Origin of the sequence: Nitrospirillum guanabarense, from assembly GCF_034653355.1 — a bacterium.
In the GTDB taxonomy this organism is placed as follows: domain Bacteria; phylum Pseudomonadota; class Alphaproteobacteria; order Azospirillales; family Azospirillaceae; genus Nitrospirillum.
Window position 1 is genome coordinate 140,001 of record NZ_JAYEER010000001.1, and the last position, 16,565, is coordinate 156,565.

12 protein-coding genes, 3 tRNA genes, 1 rRNA gene, 1 pseudogene and 2 riboswitches are annotated in these 16,565 nt (G+C 60.3%); of the genes and pseudogenes, 5 read left to right on the forward strand and 12 right to left on the reverse strand.

Features of this window, described 5'->3' with window-relative positions; genetic code table 11:
• Positions 1-47: 47 nt before the first annotated feature.
• The 3 genes from UAA55_RS00555 to UAA55_RS00565 form a co-directional block, all read right to left on the reverse strand.
• A tRNA-Ala gene (locus tag UAA55_RS00555) sits at positions 48-123 on the reverse strand.
• 28 nt (positions 124-151) lie between these two features.
• A tRNA-Ile gene (locus UAA55_RS00560) sits at positions 152-228 on the reverse strand.
• A 135-nt stretch (positions 229-363) separates the two neighbouring features.
• Positions 364-1,861: ribosomal RNA gene (locus UAA55_RS00565) — 16S ribosomal RNA — on the reverse strand.
• Between the two features lie 702 nt (positions 1,862-2,563).
• Between UAA55_RS00565 and UAA55_RS00570 the strand changes: the two genes are divergently transcribed.
• The 3 genes and pseudogenes from UAA55_RS00570 to UAA55_RS00575 all read left to right on the forward strand — a co-directional run bounded on the left by UAA55_RS00570 (position 2,564) and on the right by UAA55_RS00575 (position 3,312).
• Positions 2,564-2,639: transfer RNA gene (locus UAA55_RS00570), tRNA-Glu, on the forward strand.
• A 70-nt stretch (positions 2,640-2,709) separates the two neighbouring features.
• Positions 2,710-2,916 (forward strand): annotated as a pseudogene (locus UAA55_RS31125) (DUF6538 domain-containing protein); the annotation flags it as partial.
• Between the two features lie 15 nt (positions 2,917-2,931).
• Positions 2,932-3,312, forward strand: coding sequence for a hypothetical protein (locus UAA55_RS00575; protein ID WP_322950723.1), 381 nt, complete (start codon positions 2,932-2,934; stop codon positions 3,310-3,312).
• Positions 3,313-3,377: 65 nt separating this feature from the next.
• Here UAA55_RS00575 and UAA55_RS00580 read toward each other — a convergent pair whose 3' ends face one another.
• The 7 genes from UAA55_RS00580 to UAA55_RS00610 all read right to left on the reverse strand — a co-directional run bounded on the left by UAA55_RS00580 (position 3,378) and on the right by UAA55_RS00610 (position 12,877).
• Complete coding sequence (locus tag UAA55_RS00580) at positions 3,378-4,628, reverse strand: D-amino acid dehydrogenase (RefSeq protein ID WP_322950724.1); 1,251 nt, start codon at positions 4,626-4,628, stop codon at positions 3,378-3,380.
• 40 nt (positions 4,629-4,668) lie between these two features.
• Positions 4,669-4,770, reverse strand: a riboswitch (glycine riboswitch).
• A 2-nt stretch (positions 4,771-4,772) separates the two neighbouring features.
• Positions 4,773-4,861: riboswitch (glycine riboswitch) on the reverse strand.
• A gap of 13 nt (positions 4,862-4,874) precedes the next feature.
• Positions 4,875-6,095: an amino acid deaminase/aldolase gene (locus UAA55_RS00585; protein ID WP_322950725.1), complete on the reverse strand. Its 1,221-nt coding sequence runs from the start codon at positions 6,093-6,095 to the stop codon at positions 4,875-4,877.
• A 75-nt stretch (positions 6,096-6,170) separates the two neighbouring features.
• A complete protein-coding gene (locus UAA55_RS00590) occupies positions 6,171-6,887 on the reverse strand; it encodes a TetR/AcrR family transcriptional regulator (RefSeq protein WP_322950726.1) in 717 nt (238 codons plus the stop codon).
• Positions 6,888-6,948: 61 nt separating this feature from the next.
• Entirely contained in the window at positions 6,949-8,145 is a 1,197-nt protein-coding gene (locus tag UAA55_RS00595) for an MFS transporter (RefSeq protein ID WP_322950727.1), read from the reverse strand.
• A 22-nt stretch (positions 8,146-8,167) separates the two neighbouring features.
• Complete coding sequence (locus UAA55_RS00600) at positions 8,168-10,468, reverse strand: TonB-dependent receptor (RefSeq protein ID WP_322950728.1); 2,301 nt, start codon at positions 10,466-10,468, stop codon at positions 8,168-8,170.
• A 270-nt stretch (positions 10,469-10,738) separates the two neighbouring features.
• On the reverse strand, positions 10,739-11,977 hold the full coding sequence (locus UAA55_RS00605) for an NAD(P)/FAD-dependent oxidoreductase (protein ID WP_322950729.1): 1,239 nt from the start codon (positions 11,975-11,977) through the stop codon (positions 10,739-10,741).
• A 48-nt stretch (positions 11,978-12,025) separates the two neighbouring features.
• Complete coding sequence (locus tag UAA55_RS00610; RefSeq protein ID WP_322950730.1) at positions 12,026-12,877, reverse strand: SMP-30/gluconolactonase/LRE family protein; 852 nt, start codon at positions 12,875-12,877, stop codon at positions 12,026-12,028.
• A 208-nt stretch (positions 12,878-13,085) separates the two neighbouring features.
• Here UAA55_RS00610 and UAA55_RS00615 point away from each other — a divergent pair, with 208 nt between their 5' ends.
• The gene (locus UAA55_RS00615; RefSeq protein WP_322950731.1) at positions 13,086-13,583 is read left to right on the forward strand and encodes a VOC family protein; all 498 of its coding nucleotides are present in this window, start codon (positions 13,086-13,088) and stop codon (positions 13,581-13,583) included.
• 65 nt (positions 13,584-13,648) lie between these two features.
• Here the strand turns inward: UAA55_RS00615 and UAA55_RS00620 are convergent, their stop codons facing one another.
• Both UAA55_RS00620 and UAA55_RS00625 read right to left on the reverse strand, forming a co-directional pair.
• Positions 13,649-13,963, reverse strand: a complete 315-nt coding sequence (locus UAA55_RS00620; protein ID WP_322950732.1) for an SCP2 sterol-binding domain-containing protein — start codon at positions 13,961-13,963, stop codon at positions 13,649-13,651.
• Positions 13,964-13,987: 24 nt separating this feature from the next.
• Complete coding sequence (locus tag UAA55_RS00625) at positions 13,988-14,815, reverse strand: SDR family NAD(P)-dependent oxidoreductase (RefSeq protein ID WP_322950733.1); 828 nt, start codon at positions 14,813-14,815, stop codon at positions 13,988-13,990.
• 229 nt (positions 14,816-15,044) lie between these two features.
• Between UAA55_RS00625 and UAA55_RS00630 the strand changes: the two genes are divergently transcribed.
• Positions 15,045-16,511: a coniferyl aldehyde dehydrogenase gene (locus UAA55_RS00630; protein ID WP_322950734.1), complete on the forward strand. Its 1,467-nt coding sequence runs from the start codon at positions 15,045-15,047 to the stop codon at positions 16,509-16,511.
• The last annotated feature ends 54 nt before the right edge of the window (positions 16,512-16,565 follow it).

The following is a 16,565-nucleotide window of genomic DNA, read 5'->3' on the forward strand; positions in this document are numbered from 1 at the left end:
GTCTTATCAACAGACCCTTGCTGCTCTCTCCCGGCCTCAACACCAGATGGTGGAGGCGATCGGGATCGAACCGACGACCTCATGCTTGCAAAGCACGCGCTCTCCCAACTGAGCTACGCCCCCGATCTGACATCGGATGCTGGGGATAGAGTGGTGGGCCAGGCAAGATTTGAACTTGCGACCTCACGCTTATCAAGCGCGCGCTCTAACCAGCTGAGCTACTAGCCCACGGGACCGAGGGTTAACCTCGTGCCGTTCAAAGGGTCTGGAGAAGGGATGCGCCGACGGCGGCTCCTGCGGGCCGGTTAAAGCCACGCTCGTCTATGATTAGACAAGCCGTGGACCCAGCGCGGGCGTCCTTAGAAAGGAGGTGATCCAGCCGCAGGTTCCCCTACGGCTACCTTGTTACGACTTCACCCCAGTCGCTGACCGTACCGTGGTCGGCTGCCTCCTTGCGGTTAGCGCACCGGCTTCGGGTAAAGCCAACTCCCATGGTGTGACGGGCGGTGTGTACAAGGCCCGGGAACGTATTCACCGCGGCGTGCTGATCCGCGATTACTAGCGATTCCAACTTCATGCACTCGAGTTGCAGAGTACAATCCGAACTGAGATGGCTTTTGGAGATTAGCTCCCCCTCACGAGGTCGCCGCCCACTGTCACCACCATTGTAGCACGTGTGTAGCCCAGCCCATAAGGGCCATGAGGACTTGACGTCATCCCCGCCTTCCTCCGGCTTGTCACCGGCAGTTTCTCCAGAGTGCCCAACCAAATGATGGCAACTGAAGATGGGGGTTGCGCTCGTTGCGGGACTTAACCCAACATCTCACGACACGAGCTGACGACAGCCATGCAGCACCTGTCTTACCGTCCCCGAAGGGAAAAGTGCGTCTCCGCACCGGTCAGTAGATGTCAAGAGCTGGTAAGGTTCTGCGCGTTGCTTCGAATTAAACCACATGCTCCACCGCTTGTGCGGGCCCCCGTCAATTCCTTTGAGTTTCAACCTTGCGGCCGTACTCCCCAGGCGGAGTGCTTAATGCGTTAGCTGCGACACCGAAGTTCTAAGAACCCCAACGTCTAGCACTCATCGTTTACGGCGTGGACTACCAGGGTATCTAATCCTGTTTGCTCCCCACGCTTTCGCGCCTCAGCGTCAGTATCGGTCCAGTGAGCCGCCTTCGCCACCGGTGTTCTTCCCAATATCTACGAATTTCACCTCTACACTGGGAATTCCACTCACCTCTCCCGAACTCAAGCCGCTCAGTCTCAAACGCAATTCCCAGGTTAAGCCCGGGGATTTCACGCCTGACTTGAACAGCCGCCTACGCGCCCTTTACGCCCAGTAATTCCGAACAACGCTAGCCCCCTTCGTATTACCGCGGCTGCTGGCACGAAGTTAGCCGGGGCTTCTTCTCACGCTACCGTCATCATCGTCGCGTGCGAAAGAGCTTTACAACCCTAAGGCCTTCATCACTCACGCGGCATTGCTGGATCAGGGTTGCCCCCATTGTCCAATATTCCCCACTGCTGCCTCCCGTAGGAGTTTGGGCCGTGTCTCAGTCCCAGTGTGGCTGATCATCCTCTCAGACCAGCTACCGATCGTCGGCTTGGTGAGCCGTTACCTCACCAACTACCTAATCGGACGCGGGCCCCTCCTTCGGCGATAAATCTTTCCCTGACAGTCTCCACAACCATCAGGCTCATCCGGTATTAGCTCCAGTTTCCCGGAGTTATTCCGAACCAAAGGGCAGGTTCCCACGCGTTACTCACCCGTGCGCCACTAAGGCCGAAGCCTTCGTTCGACTTGCATGTGTTAGGCATGCCGCCAGCGTTCGTTCTGAGCCAGGATCAAACTCTCAGGTTCAATGCGGTTCCGGTAGCGGGCTCGCGCCCACCAGAACCTCGACGGAAACCAACCTCAGTCGGCACCTCAAACCCAAGTCCGTTCCTGTTCCCCTCATCGCTGAAGGGACATATTCAGAGCATGTTCTTAAGATGCGCTTCGATCGTTTCCATGTTGTGCCCGTACTGGACCCAGCATCGGAACCGCCGTCTGCGCATCCCTTCTCAAGACGTTCACTTGTTCAAGAACCCGTGGCCCAAACGCGAACAGCGCCCAAGGCCACAACCCCGTCCCCGGCCGATCCCCCGTGAGGATCAACCCAAACCCGGACAGGAAGGGCGAATTCCATGTCGTCCAGCGGCCTCGCCGCCAGAACCGCAACCCCTCAGTCCCCAACGTCAACCGCCAGAACTCAGGGATCGCTTCGCCGTCGCGCCGTTCGTTGTTGCCCGCCGCGTCGGTGAACGGGGTTATAGTGACCTCACCCCGGGGCTGTCTACAGGAATTTTGCAGTCACATGACGTTTTTTACCAAACCCCAGGAGCCCCTATGTATGCTCGCGCACACGCGTGGATAAGAGGGCCCGCCACCAGATTTTTTGCCGGCCCGTGCCAGCCGCCCGCCCCCGCCCGCCCGCAGGCCACCCCGCCTCGCCCCCACACCCCAACAAACCCCTTGACCTCCCCCCGCCGCTCGCGTACATCACCGCCCTCACACGGCCTCGTCCCCTTCGTCTAGAGGCCTAGGACACCGCCCTCTCACGGCGGTAACAGGGGTTCGAATCCCCTAGGGGACGCCATACTTCGGCTTAAGTGTTTGAGATAATTGGCAAAATAGGCACCTAGCCCGGATCGGTGTGACACACGTCTGTGACACACAAGGGCGACGCCATCTTGGCCAGCATCCCATACATCGTCCAACGTCGTCAGCGACTCTACCTGCGCGTCCGTCAACCCGCCGACGTCGCCGCCCTCACCGGCCGAACCCATTATGTCCGATCGCTCCGCACCACCGACCCTCGCCAAGCCCGGGCCACCGCGGCTAAACTCCTGGTCGGGGCACACCACCTTTGGGGCGAGGTCAGGCGGACCATGCTTGCGGCGCTGCTGGGCAAACCGGTCGAGGACCTGACGGTCGGCGACCTCCAGGCCATGGACATGGCGCAATACGCAGCCATGGTCGGCCAGATCGAGGCGCTGCCCGAAACCGAACGCCAACGTGTCGTCGCCCACTGCAGCAGCCTTTACGCACAGTGGGAACTGGCGCGGAAGCAGGGCGAGTTGGAGGTGGACCGGACGGAATTCAGGGCCGAACAGCTCAACCACAGTACGCGCTCCCTCCAGGAGGCGATGGATGACTTGAACCACAGCCAAGCCGCCAGGTGTAAATCGGCGCGATCAATTGACTCCGCCGACTTCAATAGAATCAAACGGATACCGCGCCGATCGGCGTCCAAGCCGCACGCCGATTAATAGTCCAATGGTTTCGTGTGGCACTGTCTGGAGTTCCAGTTGGATGCTGTTTCACACTGGAGCCCTCACCTCCCCTCACGATGCGCCGCCACAAGCTGAGCCGTCATCCACGCCGTCATGGCCGACAAGGTCCAACCGAGATGCCCGTGGCCTGTGTTGTAGTAGACGCCCGCGCGTCCGCCGGGTTGAACGCGCGGCATCATGTCCGGCATCATGGGCCGCAGCCCGGCCCATGGAACCACGCTTTCCACGCTGACCCCAGGGAACAAAGTACGGCACCAGCGTATCAGCGGAGCGATGCGATCGGCCCGGATATCGCGGTTCTCCCCATTGTATTCCGCGGTGCCGGCGATACGGAACCGTCCGACGCCCAACCGGCTTGTCACAATTTTCGTGGCATCGTCCAGCAAGCTGACCCAAGGGGCCGCCTGTTGGCTCTCGGCATCCGGCAGGTTGACGGTGATGGAATAACCCTTCACCGGATAGACGTTGACACGGTCTCCCAACTGCGATGCCAGCCATCGCGATCCCACGCCTCCGCACACGACAACCCGGTCGAAGCGCCCCTCCTCTTCGCCGACCGCCCCTCGCCACCGGAGTTCGACACCATCGCGCCGCGGCTTCAGGCCGGTAATGACGGTTTCAAAACACAACTGTCCACCGCGCCGGGCAACAGCCTGGGCCAAGCCGGTGGTATAAAGGTGGATGTCCCCGGTAAAGTCGCTAGGCGTGTAGAATCCGCCTAGGAAACGCTGCTGTAGAGCGGGTTCCAACGCCTGGATTTCGTCGGCGTCGACGGGCCGCCGGTCGAGGCCACCCTCGCGTAAGAGGGCGTTGACACGGGTTGCGTGCGTCAACGCCGGCACATCCCGGTAAATGTGCAGAATACCACGCTGCTCCAAGGCGAAATCGATGCCTTCCCGATCAGCCATATCAAGCAGGTGCCGGCGCGCCGCGATGGCCAAGCGGGTGGTGGCGATGGTGTTGTCACGGTAGGACGGCAGGGCCGCCAGGAACTCCGCGAACCAGCTATATTTGTGCCAGGACGGTCCGGGATTGACCAGCAAAGGCGCATCCCGGCGCAGCATCCACTTAAGGCCTTTCACGACCGTGCCCGCCTGGTTCCAGACCTCGGCGTTCGAGGCGGACAATTGCCCCCCGTTCGCGTAGGAGGTTTCCATGGCGGCATAAGGATGCCGGTCGAATACGACGACGTTCTCCCCGATTTCCTGCAACTGATACGCCGTGGTGATGCCGGTGATGCCGGCCCCGATCACGGCGGTGCGCGATGATGATGTTTCAGCTGTCTGGGACATGGTACGGCTCCATCCGCCGGGCATCCGGCGGAATACGCCCCATCCGTGTTTGGGCCTGAGAGCTTCACGGGCTTTCCCCGGGATGGGGGTCCGCTTTCTCCTGCGGCGGGCCGGTTCCAAAAGGATGGCCACTCTTCGGATGTTGGGCCTGGCGCGGTCCGGGTGCCTGAGAGATTCCGGGGCGGTTGCTCCTTCGGCGATGGCCCTTGGCCATGCTCTCCCGCGCGAGGCACAATGAAAATTACTCTACAGGAAGCAGTGGCCCTGTCCACGATACGTTTTGGCCCGCTCCACCACCTGCCCGTTCTCGATCAGCAGCAGTTCATTGAAGCGCTCGCACAGTTCGCCCGCTTTGGCGTGCCTGAATAATACCGGGTCGCCGATCCGGAGTTCTTCAGGTCCATCATAAACCACAGGTGTCTGAACCTCACCGGCCCCCTCGTCGGGGATCAGCCGGCTTCCCTCCGGCAACCAAGGGATCGGGGCCCGGTTCAAGCCACTGGGGCCGGAGGCCGGGTAACCGCCCCCGCTACAGGTGAAGACATCCCTTTTGGGCTGACGGGCGATGCGGACGGCAAAGCCTGCGGCAGGCTCAAGCTTGAAATCACGATAGTGATCAAAGAGGGCGGGTGCGTAGAGCGCCGATCCGGCCGCCAATTCCGTCACGCTGGGATCGGTCCGCGTGCTTTCAAAGCTGCCCGAGCCCCCGCCATTGACAAATCGCAGGTGGATCCCGGCCTTCTTCAACATGTGCACGCTGTCGTCCCGGCGGGCGTTCACCTGGGGGCCCGACCGGGCTTTCAGCCTGCGCAGGATCAGATTTCGCAAGCCCTGTCCCGGAACGTCGTCCATAAGTCCGGCGATTTGACCTTCGTAGCCCATCAACCCCATGAGGCGCACCCCGGTACATCCATCAATGCGGCGGGCCAGGGCCAGGACATCCGACGGCGTCCTCAAGGGAGAACGACGGACGCCGAAATGAAGCCCCGGCAAGTCCGATGACATGTCCAAATCGATGGCAACCCGGAAGACAGCGGCGCTTTCCCGGGCCATACGGTCCAAGTGGTCCACCTGCACCGGACTGTCGACCATCAAGACGATGTTCCGACCGAGCCGCAATTGCCGGATGACCCCCGCTAGGTCGGCGGCTTCCGCGGACGGATAGGCGACCAGGAGATCGTCGAAACCCTCCTCCGCCAACCAGGCCGCTTCAGCGGGTGAATAGCACATGAGGCCGGAGAGAAACGGGCCCTTGCCATAATATCGGCGCAGGATGGAAAGGCATCTCACCGACTTTGTCACCAACCGGATGGGTAAGCCCGCCGCCCGCTTGGCCAGCGCGTCAACATTGCGCTGCATCACCTCAAGGTCGACGAAGGCCACGGGCAGCCGTTCCCGCGCCAATATCGCCTTGTATCGTTGGTATTGATTGCCGGCCGTATTGGCCGCCGCATGAAAACCATCCATGAGCATTCCCCGTTAAGCGCCAGCACAGGACTGGCGTCTCCGGGAATGTTACTCTGGACAGAAAAATAGTAAATACTATATTTTTGTCTCTTCGGTGCGGACCAACCCATCCATCAGACCGCTGATCAGATACGCAGCTTCCCGGAAAAGAACGTCCGAAGGCAGGCGATCCTCCTCCAATGCCAATTCGTCGATGACATAGCCGAATTCGGCGCCAATGCGCAGGCGATACCAGAGAAGGTCGGGAGGAACCTGTGGCCATAACCGGCGCGCGAGCTCGCACATTTGATCCGTGAATTGCCTTTGAGATTTCAAACGGATATGCGCCAGATTTGGCAATGCGCGCAGGGCGCGGATGGTCCAGATTCCTCCGGGCTCTTTGGCGACAATATCGGCAGCGGTCCTGAACCAGGCTTCAAGGGCAGCCACGCGATGCGCGGGCTCCCCCCAAGCCCCACCACGGAAAAGCCAGACGGCAAAGGCGTCATTCTGCTTCTTCAGCAGACGCTCCGCCAGTTCCTCCAACACCTCGTATTTATCGTTGAAATATCGGTAGAAGGCCGGCGGCGTCACCTGTACCCGCGCGCAGACGGCGTTGGACGTCAGGCGCTCGAAGCCGACTTCAGCCAGCAGCTCTCCCGCCGCCGCCACCAGCTTCTCATATGTTTCCAACGCCCGCCCGGCGGTGGGGCGGGGCGGACGGGGCTTCGCTTCCAGGGCTTCGCGCCTTTCCGCGGACTTGATGCGGCGGGAAACAGGGCCAGCGGATTCAGTATTGCTCACGTCGATCATCGTAAAGCTATGGACGGCGCGAGATAGTAGACATTATCGGCGCCGATCCCAAGCGCTATCCTCAGGCGGCACGCCGCTGGGACCAGGCGAAAAGAAAAAATGTCACACCCAGGCCTGCCATCCCGAGAAACGCGGCGGGCCGCGCATCCACGTCGCCGACCAGGAATGAGGCCAGCAACGGCCCGCCGGCGCTGCCCAAAAGCTGGGCGGCAGGGAGTTGCAACGCCGCCCGGCGGCTATCATCGACCTTCACCAGAAGAAGCAGTTGGTAGGGCAACGCGAACAACCAGACGAAGCCGAAGATGGCCGCCCCCGCCAGGAAGGCCCCTGGTGATGGCGCGTATGCGAGGATGAGAAATCCGAGAATGCCAAGCAGGCTCGCTCCCCCGAGGACTGGCAGTAGTGGCGGACGCGACCCCAGCCATGTCGCACCGGCCCCACCCGCCACCTGGAAAGCGAGAAATACGGACATCGCCGTTCCCACGACCGTTGCCGGCAAATTCAACTGGGCCCCCAGCTGATCCAGATAGACCCAGGTGGCGCTCATCGCGGCCAGAAAAACAAACACACCCAACAAGGCAATCAACGGTTCCATCGGCAGACGACTACCGGGGATCGCATGCTGCGGCACAAGCGGAGGGTAGTTATCAAGGTTCAGTGAACTGGACAGCGCGGCCATGGCCGAGAGTACAGCCATGCCAGCCAGGGCGCCGTTCGCACCGAAGCGCGGGACGACCAAGGTGGACAAGGTGGTCACGACGATAAGCTGGAAAAGCGTTTCACCTGTCAGGAACGAGCCGGACCATCGTTCCGGCTGGCTGGTTCGCGTTATCATGCCCATGGCTATCCACAACAGGATGCCCGCGGCAAGCCCAGCGATCGCCCGGCTGATGACGATCTCAAGACCAGACGCGGCCATGGCGGCCACGCTGGCGAGCGCGTGGACGATGCCCGCCGCACCGCCGATCATGCGCAAATATCGAGGCTTGAATATCCAGCCCGCGACGGCCGCCCCAATACCGACCATCAGCAGTTCCGCCATGGCCGTCAGCCCGATCTCGGAGGCCGTCAGGCGCCCCTCTTGCTCAAGTTGCCCCAATACCAAAGGCTGCAAGCCGGTGATCAGCAACGCGATGGCGCCACCATAGAGCGCGGCAAACGCTTGTAACGGCTTGGGACGTACAAGGGCCATATCCTCCCGCCCCTCCATCTCCGAAACGTCGATTGCCGCAGAGTCCCGCAAAGGTAAATCCGCCATGTTGGTAACCCCGCCCATGAAGCTAGAAATGGAGGGTGGCTTGAATGCCAACCGTCCGGGGGGCGCCCGCGACCTGCTGGATGAAGCCGAAGGGATTGGACAGGTCAGCACCATAGGTTATGTATTTGGTCCCCGTCAGGTTCTTGGTGAAGACGCCCAAACTCCAGCGATCGCCGGGGCTGGAGTAACGGACTTGAGCGTCCAAAAGCCAATAGGCCCCTTGCACCAGCAATGGATTGTTACGAATATCGAAGAACTGCCGCGTGCGATACGAGGCTGAAGTCCCGATGGTCACCGTCGCTTGGTTTGCCAAGGGAATGGCGTAGTCAGCCATCGCAATCGCGGTGACCCGGGGTGACGAAGGCAGGCGATTACCGGTCAGGTTCTCCAAACTGGTGGTGACGCCGCCGAGGTTAAAGTTCCCCATACGGGCGTCCAGATACCCAAGATTCACGCTGGTGGTCAGGCCGGCCAAAGGCTTCGCGCTCAGTTCAAGTTCCACCCCCTTGATGGTTGCCGTGGGGGCGTTCACCAGGACGGAAACCGGCAGGTCGCCGGGACTGCTGGCCGGGGTCAAGTTATAGACCTGCATGTTGGTGTAGTCATAATAGAAGGCCGCACCATTGAACCGCAGGCGACGGTCCAGCAAATCGGTCTTGAAACCCACCTCATACGCCGTGACCTTCTCCGGTTGGATAGGCCGCAACTGGATTGCCGCGTCCACCGGATTTGATGCCAGGAACCCGCCATTGTAGCCGCCGCTTTTGAAGCCGGTCGCAACGCTGGTATAGACGTGGATGTCAGGCTCCACCTCATAATCGAGAGCCGCGCGCCACGAGGCCGCGTTATTCTCCAGCTTCTCGTTCGCCGCATAAATCGGCGTGGCGGCGGGAAACGCTCCATTCGTCTCCAGACTGAGCGCCCCGACCGTGGCGAAGGTCTTTTCCTCGTGGGTAAAGCGTCCGCCCAACGTAAGACGGAGCCCGTCGGCGACATCGAAGTCCGTTTGCCCGAACGCGGCGTAGGCCGATGTCCGCTGCCGGCTTGTATCACCGCCCACCAGCGCCACCCCCTCGCCAGCGCCGGGGCCAAAAACCAGATCAAGATCCTGGAAAGCACGGCTGGTCTGGTTCTGCCAAAGTATCTCATTCATGTAATACAGGCCACCGACCCAATGCAGCGCGGCATCCCCGCCAGCAGCACGAAATTCCTGCGAGTAGCTCTTGGATGTGACACCCCAGTCGATCTCCAGCAGGCGCAGCGGCTCACTGTCGGAGTCCTCCGGATCGGTCCGACGGCTGCTTTCATAGGCCGTGATCGAGGTCAGGGTTACATCTTCCAGGGAGTAATCGGCCCGCAATGATGCGCCGTTGGCAGCGACCGTCGTTTCCTCGGTGCGGTTGTAGTTACCCTTATAGAGGTTGGATGGACCATGGTAGCCGTAGGCGTCGACACAACTGCTCGCCTGCACTTGGGCCGTGGAGCAAAAGCCTCCCGTCGAAGGATCAAGCGTCCCCACCTCATGATAAGGGGTTGCCAGTGTCTGCTGTCGCCCCCAATGAAGGTTCAGCAGCAGCGTCAGGTCATCAGACGGTTTGATTTCAAACAAAGTTCGCACCGCATAATCATCAGTGCCCCCCTGGCGCTGGCCGGTTTGGAGATTCTTCATGAATCCATCCGAACCGTTGTGATTAAAGGCGATCCGGGCGTTTACACGATCGTCCAATGGGCCATTCACAAATCCATCGACTTGGTAGGTATTGTACGATCCGTAGCTGGCATGAACACTGGCGCTTGGCTCATCCGTCGGCCGGGCCGAGATATAGCTGATGGCGCCACCGGTGGTGTTCCGGCCATACAAGGTTCCCTGGGGGCCTTTCAGCACCTCCACCCGCTCCAAGTCAAAGGTCTGGAAGCTTTGAGAAGCGGGAGAGCTCATATAGACATCATCAATATAAACGCCATTCGGTCCCGCGTTATTGGTACTCACGTCATTCAATCCGACACCTCGGATTGTTATGATGGGCTGACTGCCGACGCCATAAGGTAAGCTGATCTGCAGATTAGGGATGAATTCCGCAATATCCTCGCTGGAATTCACGCCACGATTTTTTAAAGTCTGGCCATCAAGCGCGTTAACGGCAATAGGAATATCCTGAATGTTCTCGCTGCGATGCTGGGCTGTCACCACAATATCCTGCAGAACTTCTTCCGAGCCGGATCGAGCCTCGCCCGAGGCTGCATTCTGAGCTTCCGCCGAGTTCGCGGCAAGCAACACCCCCAGCGCGACCGTGCGCATCAGCACATCATTGTACCGCATCATCTCTCTCCCAGGCCCCCTGTCGTGGCCTATCGTGGTTACATTGTTATTTTACTTGCATGCGATCGAGCACATTCTTGACGTTGCTTCCGATCGCGAAATAAAATATGGGGATCGGGCTTGTGTGCCCTTAGCAGGCCTTCACTATTTCTAAATGGTGGACAAGCTGCGGAAAGGACAAAGGGCAGACGGGGCCGTTCCGCCACGGCGTAAACGCACCCTGCGAGCCGAGCGCGAGTTAGCCTTGCTGTAATCAGGCCGAACCCCAACCATTCAAAATGATCGAGAGTCGGCGTCCCTGGGTTGCCCGGTGTAATAGTTGGCGTACTGCAACCGGCACCGCTCCAGCAATTCGAGCGTCGGTATTCCTTGGGTAAAGCGGGCTGGAGACATTACCGACATATCCAGGTCCGGCGATTCACCTTCAGCAATCCAGTCCGCCAGTACTTCTCCCAACGCGGGAGAGACTGACAAACCGCCGACATTGCAACCGCCGATGATATACAGACCCGAAATTCCGGGGGCCGGGCCCACAAGATGGAAGCCGTCCGGGGTCATCGTCGGTAGGCCACCGCGATGCTCGCGTACTGGCGCGTCCTTCAGTAACGGAAACTGACCTTCGACTGATTTTATAAGCCGTCGCAGAACAGCTATATCCAACGCTAGGTCATCAATCCGGAATTTCGGTCCTCGTTCGGCCAAATCCACAGTTACCGGATCTTGCTCGTATCCCCCGAACATCAAGCCGCCCCTGCAGGGACGCACATAGGCATTGGCGTCAATGACCCGCGCGGTGGGCATGTCCGGGCGTGCGGCCCGCATGGGTTCGGTGATTAGAAGCTGATGGCGAGTGGGCACCACCGGAAGCGATACACCGGCCATATTTCCCACCAGGCGCAGCCAGCCGCCGGCCGCGTCCACCACGGCAAGGGCGTGCAGCTCACCACGTTCAGTGAGCACCCGATTGACGCGGCCGCCTTCCACCACGATGCCCGTCACCCTTGTATCGGGCATGAGGGAGCACCCCAGCGACGCAGCCGCGTTGGCGTAGCCCAAGGCGATCTGCTCCGGCTCCAGATGGAGGTCCGTGGGTGTGAATGAAACGGCATGAATGCCGTCCATCTCCAGAATGGGCATACGGTCCCTGGCCGCCTCCGGGCTTATCATCGCCACGTCCAGACCAAAGCGCCGACCATTCTCGACAGCCAAGTTCAGTCCGGCCGCATGTTCAGGGGTCCGCGCGATGATCAAACTGCCGGCCTGGACATACTCGATGGGCAGCCCCGTTTCCGTTGTGAAGTGCACCATCTTGTCGACGGAACGGCGGGCGAGCTCCATCATGATGTCGGTACGGCGCAACTGACCCGTCAAGCCTGCAGCCCGCGGCGACGTCTGTGACCCCAAGGCCGCTTGGTCCACCAACGCCACGCGGCGCCCCGCCTTGGCGAGATGGAACGCGGTACTGGCACCAAAGGCCCCCGACCCAACGACGACGACATCGAACGTGTCCATTTCAACCCCTTTTTATGCTACGTCAGCGGCAATAATGATCCTTGGGGCTTACGGCCAACCCGCGCCGGGGACATCGACGTTTATCGCCAGCAGGCGCGCGGTATGGTGCTCCCGGCAAAATGCGGGTTCGGTACTCTCGGCGGTAAAGACATACAGCGTCTTGCGGTCGACACCGCCCAAGACACAGGCAATCGCTTGCTGATCGGTGGCGATGCGCTCCAGCACCTCGCCGCCCTGTCTTATACGCAGCACCTCATTGGTAGGTGGCGAGGCCACCCAGATCGCCCCTTCGGCGTCCAGACAAATTCCATCAGGAAGCGCGCCATCACCAAGAGCCGCCCATTCCGTGCGGTTGCTCAAGCCACCATTGTCGGCGATGTCGAAAGCGGTCAGGCATTGCCCCCCACTCTCCCCCACAATTAAAGTCCGGCCATCGGGAGTGATGACCATGCCGTTGGGGAAGAACAAGTCTTCCGCCGCGACGGTGACGTGACCGTCGGGTGCCACCGCCGCCAGCACCGCCAACTTGGGCGGTTCCGGGGGAAAGAGGGAAAAGCCGAAGTTTCCGACATAGGCCACCCCTGTCGGCCCTACGATCATGTCGTTGGCGGGGCCGGTCGCCAGTTCGGAGAGATCGGCATGGACCGTCGTCGCACCGTCCGGCTCCAGGCGCAGCACACGCTTGTCCAGCATTGAAACCACGAGCATCCGCCCATCCGGCAACCAGCCCAGCCCCGAAACCGGCCCCGAGGCGCTCATGGCGGTTTCGAGGCGCCCGTCACCTCGCAACACCATGACCCTGTCGGCATGAACGTCGGAGAAGTAAAGCCCGTCGGCACGCCAGCGCGGCGCTTCACCGAACGATAAGTTATTAATAACTATATTCTGATCTCTCGCCACGTCATGGCCTCCCGTCCGTTATGTCTAGAAGCGGAGATTTTCCAGGCAATTCCTCGCCCATCGTCCCGCCACAGACACCAGCTCGCCTTCGATGTTATAGGATAGTTATTGCTATGCAAAGTGCATTGTTGGATAGTCCCCCGCGCTATCCCCACCGCAGGTGCCAAGGGGTGATTTCCAACAATCTTTGAGAACGAGGACTCCGGGTATGGACGAAACCACGAGTGAAATGACCGATCCTGAGCAAAGCGCCGACAACGCGCTGGTGCGCCCTTTAGCCTTGTCCCACGTCGGGATTCACGTAAGCGATTTGCCGCGATCCATCGATTTCTACAGCAAGGTGTTTGGATTCAGAGCGCTCTATGACAATCAGGAAGGGCCCGGGAAAGACCGCGTCGTCATTGGATTGATCGCCAATATCGCGGTGGAACTCATTAAAAAGGCCAAACCGACGGCAACGGAGCCGGATGGGGCGTCGGTCGGCCAAACTCCGCCGTCCACCTACGTCGCCCTTACCTTCAGCGTGCCCGATGTCGATATCGCCTATGGCGAATTATTGGCCGCAGGCCTGGCGAACATGGGTCCGCCCACGGCCATGCCGCCGGACATCCGCATGGTCTTTTTGCGTGATCCGGATGGAACCCTGCTGGAATTGATCGACCTCGGGGGCCCAAAGTCACTGGCGGAGATGGTTGGCTTGGCCTAATCGCCGGGGCGCGAGGATTTGGCCCCATTCCAGCAGTCGGCCGGGAATGGGGCCGGAACCAAATATTAAGAGACCTTCCCCTGAATAAACGGCAGCCACTGCAGGGCGGCGGCGGGATCGCCCTCGATCTTGATCTTGCCCTGCAGATAGGCCATTTGAGGATTTAGCTTTCCCGACGCCAGATTTTCGAAGTCTGAACGGGACACGGTGATGACGGTATCCGCCGCCCCCTCTTGGGCCTCGACGGTCGCGGCATTCGCCAGCACGATACCGACATCCTTGATCTTTATCTTGAGACTCTTGGCAGGCGCAGGCTTTGCTGCTATCGCCGTTTTCAGTTTTCCAACGACGCTTTCGATGAAATCTTCGACAGGTACCATGTTTTATTCCTTCTATTGTACAGATTAGTGAGAGTTAGGATTGTGGGACTGGCGACGCTCATGCTGAGCACTGCGCCCAATTTCTTCCATCTGGGCATAAAGTTTACGCATCCGCGGGGCATCTGTTCCCAGCAAACGGATAACCTTCGCCTGCTCCGGCGGCATGAAGACTTCAATCGATTTCCGCCGGATTGCCGTCACCACCGTTTCAGCGACAACCTCGGGCGATACCGGGTCGGCAAGAAAAGCGAAGCCGCAGGCGTCGTCCCTTTCCTCCTGCTCCAGCATCGGCGTTTCGGTGGCCGTCGGGTGAACAATGGTGAAGTCGACACCCGAATTCCGCTCCTCGAATGCCAGGGCGTGATGGAAGGCTCTCAAAGCCTGTTTTGAGGCGCCATAACTGGCGATGCCAGGGAAGGGCATGAAGGAGGTCATGCTACAAACGGTGACGACGTGGCCGTGCCCCTGTGCACGGAAGCGCTCCAGCGCCGCCAGAGAGCCGGTCAGGGGGCCCATGAAGTTGATATTGATGGTGCGCTGGTGGTGCGCGACCGGGACATCGCGCGCGTTCCCGGTCACCACAATGGCCGCGTTGTTGATCAGCACATCCAAGGTGCCGAAACGGCTGTAGGTGAGGTCGAGCGCCGCCTCCCAAGCGGCCGGTGATGTGATATCCAAAGCCACCGCATCGGCATTGGGGCCGAGGCTGGCGGCCACGTCCCTGACACCTTTCGCGTTGATATCCGCCAGCATGACGGCATGGCCTTGACTGGCCAGCAGCCGGGCGGTGGCGGCACCAATGCCGCTGGCTGCTCCGGTGATGAAAAATACCTGTGGCTTTTTCTTTTTCATGATCGCCCCGAGATGCAAGCCGGCCCTCAGCCGGATAAAATAGTAATGACTATATTATCATTGTCGTCAAGCCCCGGCTGAGACCAAGGCGATGGAGCCGGGAAGTTGCACATTCCGGGCAATCCAGCGCGAGCAAGGCGCATGATCCAGCGCTAGACAGTTCGCCATATATAGCTAATATTATATTCCGAACAGAAACAAAGCCGCCGGCAAGAATGGGAGAATCTCAATGTGCAGCGACACCTTAGCGCCGACCAGGGTCCCCGAACCCGACAGCGCCGACACGTTGCGGGCATTGCTCGAAAGGCAGCGAAGCGCGCAAATTCAAGCGGGGGCGCCCTCCGCCGCGACGCGGATTGACCGCCTGAGCCGGTGCATCGACCTTCTGCTGAGCAACACCAAGGAAATCACCCAGGCCTTGGCACAGGATTTCGGAACGCGATCGACGGAGGTCAGCCTGTTGATGGACCTTGCGGGGCCGCTGGCGGCACTTAAATTCGCGCGCCGCAACGTCACGCGCTGGATGAAGCCGGAAAGGCGGTGGACCAGCCCTTGGATACTATCGCTGCTGGGGGCGAAGGCGACCCTTCATTATCAGCCGAAGGGCGTTGTGGGCATTGTCAGCCCATGGAACGTCCCATTCCATTTGGTGTTCGCCCCTCTTGCCGGAGTGCTGGCCGCCGGCAACCGGGCAATGATTAAGCCTTCCGAACTGACCCCGGCAACCTCCCTGTTGATGGCGCGGTTGGTCGCCAATGCCTTCTCACCGGATGAGGTGGCGGTATGCACCGGCGGCCCCGACGTTGCCAAAGCGTTTTCTCATCTCCGATTCGACCATCTGGTTTTCACGGGTGGTGGCACCGTCGCGCGTGATGTTATGCGGGCGGCGGCGGAGAACTTGGTGCCACTAACTCTGGAGTTGGGTGGCAAGTGTCCAGCGATCGTCTCCTCCACCGCCGATATTTCTTTGGCGGCGCGACGCATCATGAACGGCAAGCTGCTGAACGCTGGCCAGACTTGCTTAGCCCCGGACTATGTATTGGTGCAGAAGGACAAGTTGTCAGTCTTCGTCCAGGAAGCCGCAGCGGCGGTCCAGCAATTCTTCCCCACCCTCCGGGACAACCCAGACTATGGCTCAATCATTTCCGACCGGCACGCCAGTCGTCTGCGCGGCTATATTGCTGATGCGCGGGTGGGCGGCGCCACGGTGCTGGAACTGATCCCGCCGGGCGAAGCCCCACTACCGCTGCCTAGCCGGAAAATCGCCCCCACCTTAATCGTCAACCCAAGCCAGGATATGGCAGTCCTCCGTGAAGAGATATTTGGCCCGATCCTCCCTATCCTCCCCTACAAGGCCCTGGATGACGCCCTCCGATATATCAATCAACGGGAACGACCGCTTGGCCTCTACTGGTTCGGAACAGACGCAAGCGAGCAGGAGACGGTTTTGGCGAATACCACCAGCGGCGGCGTGACCGTCAATGACGTCCTCTACCATGTCGCCCAGGACGAGCTTCCCTTTGGGGGCGTTGGGGGATCCGGCTTCGGCGTCTATGGTGGACGGGAGGGGTTCCTGGAATTCAGCCACCGCAAGGCTGTCTACCAGCAACTTGGCCGGGACATTGCCCCGCTGCGCGCGTTGCGCCCACCGTATGGCCGTGGAATCCGCGCCTATTTGGCAAGCCAAATCAAATAGCCGTCCATGAGGAGATGTCGGGGGGGGCCATGAACTCGCGGAGACACTGGCGTC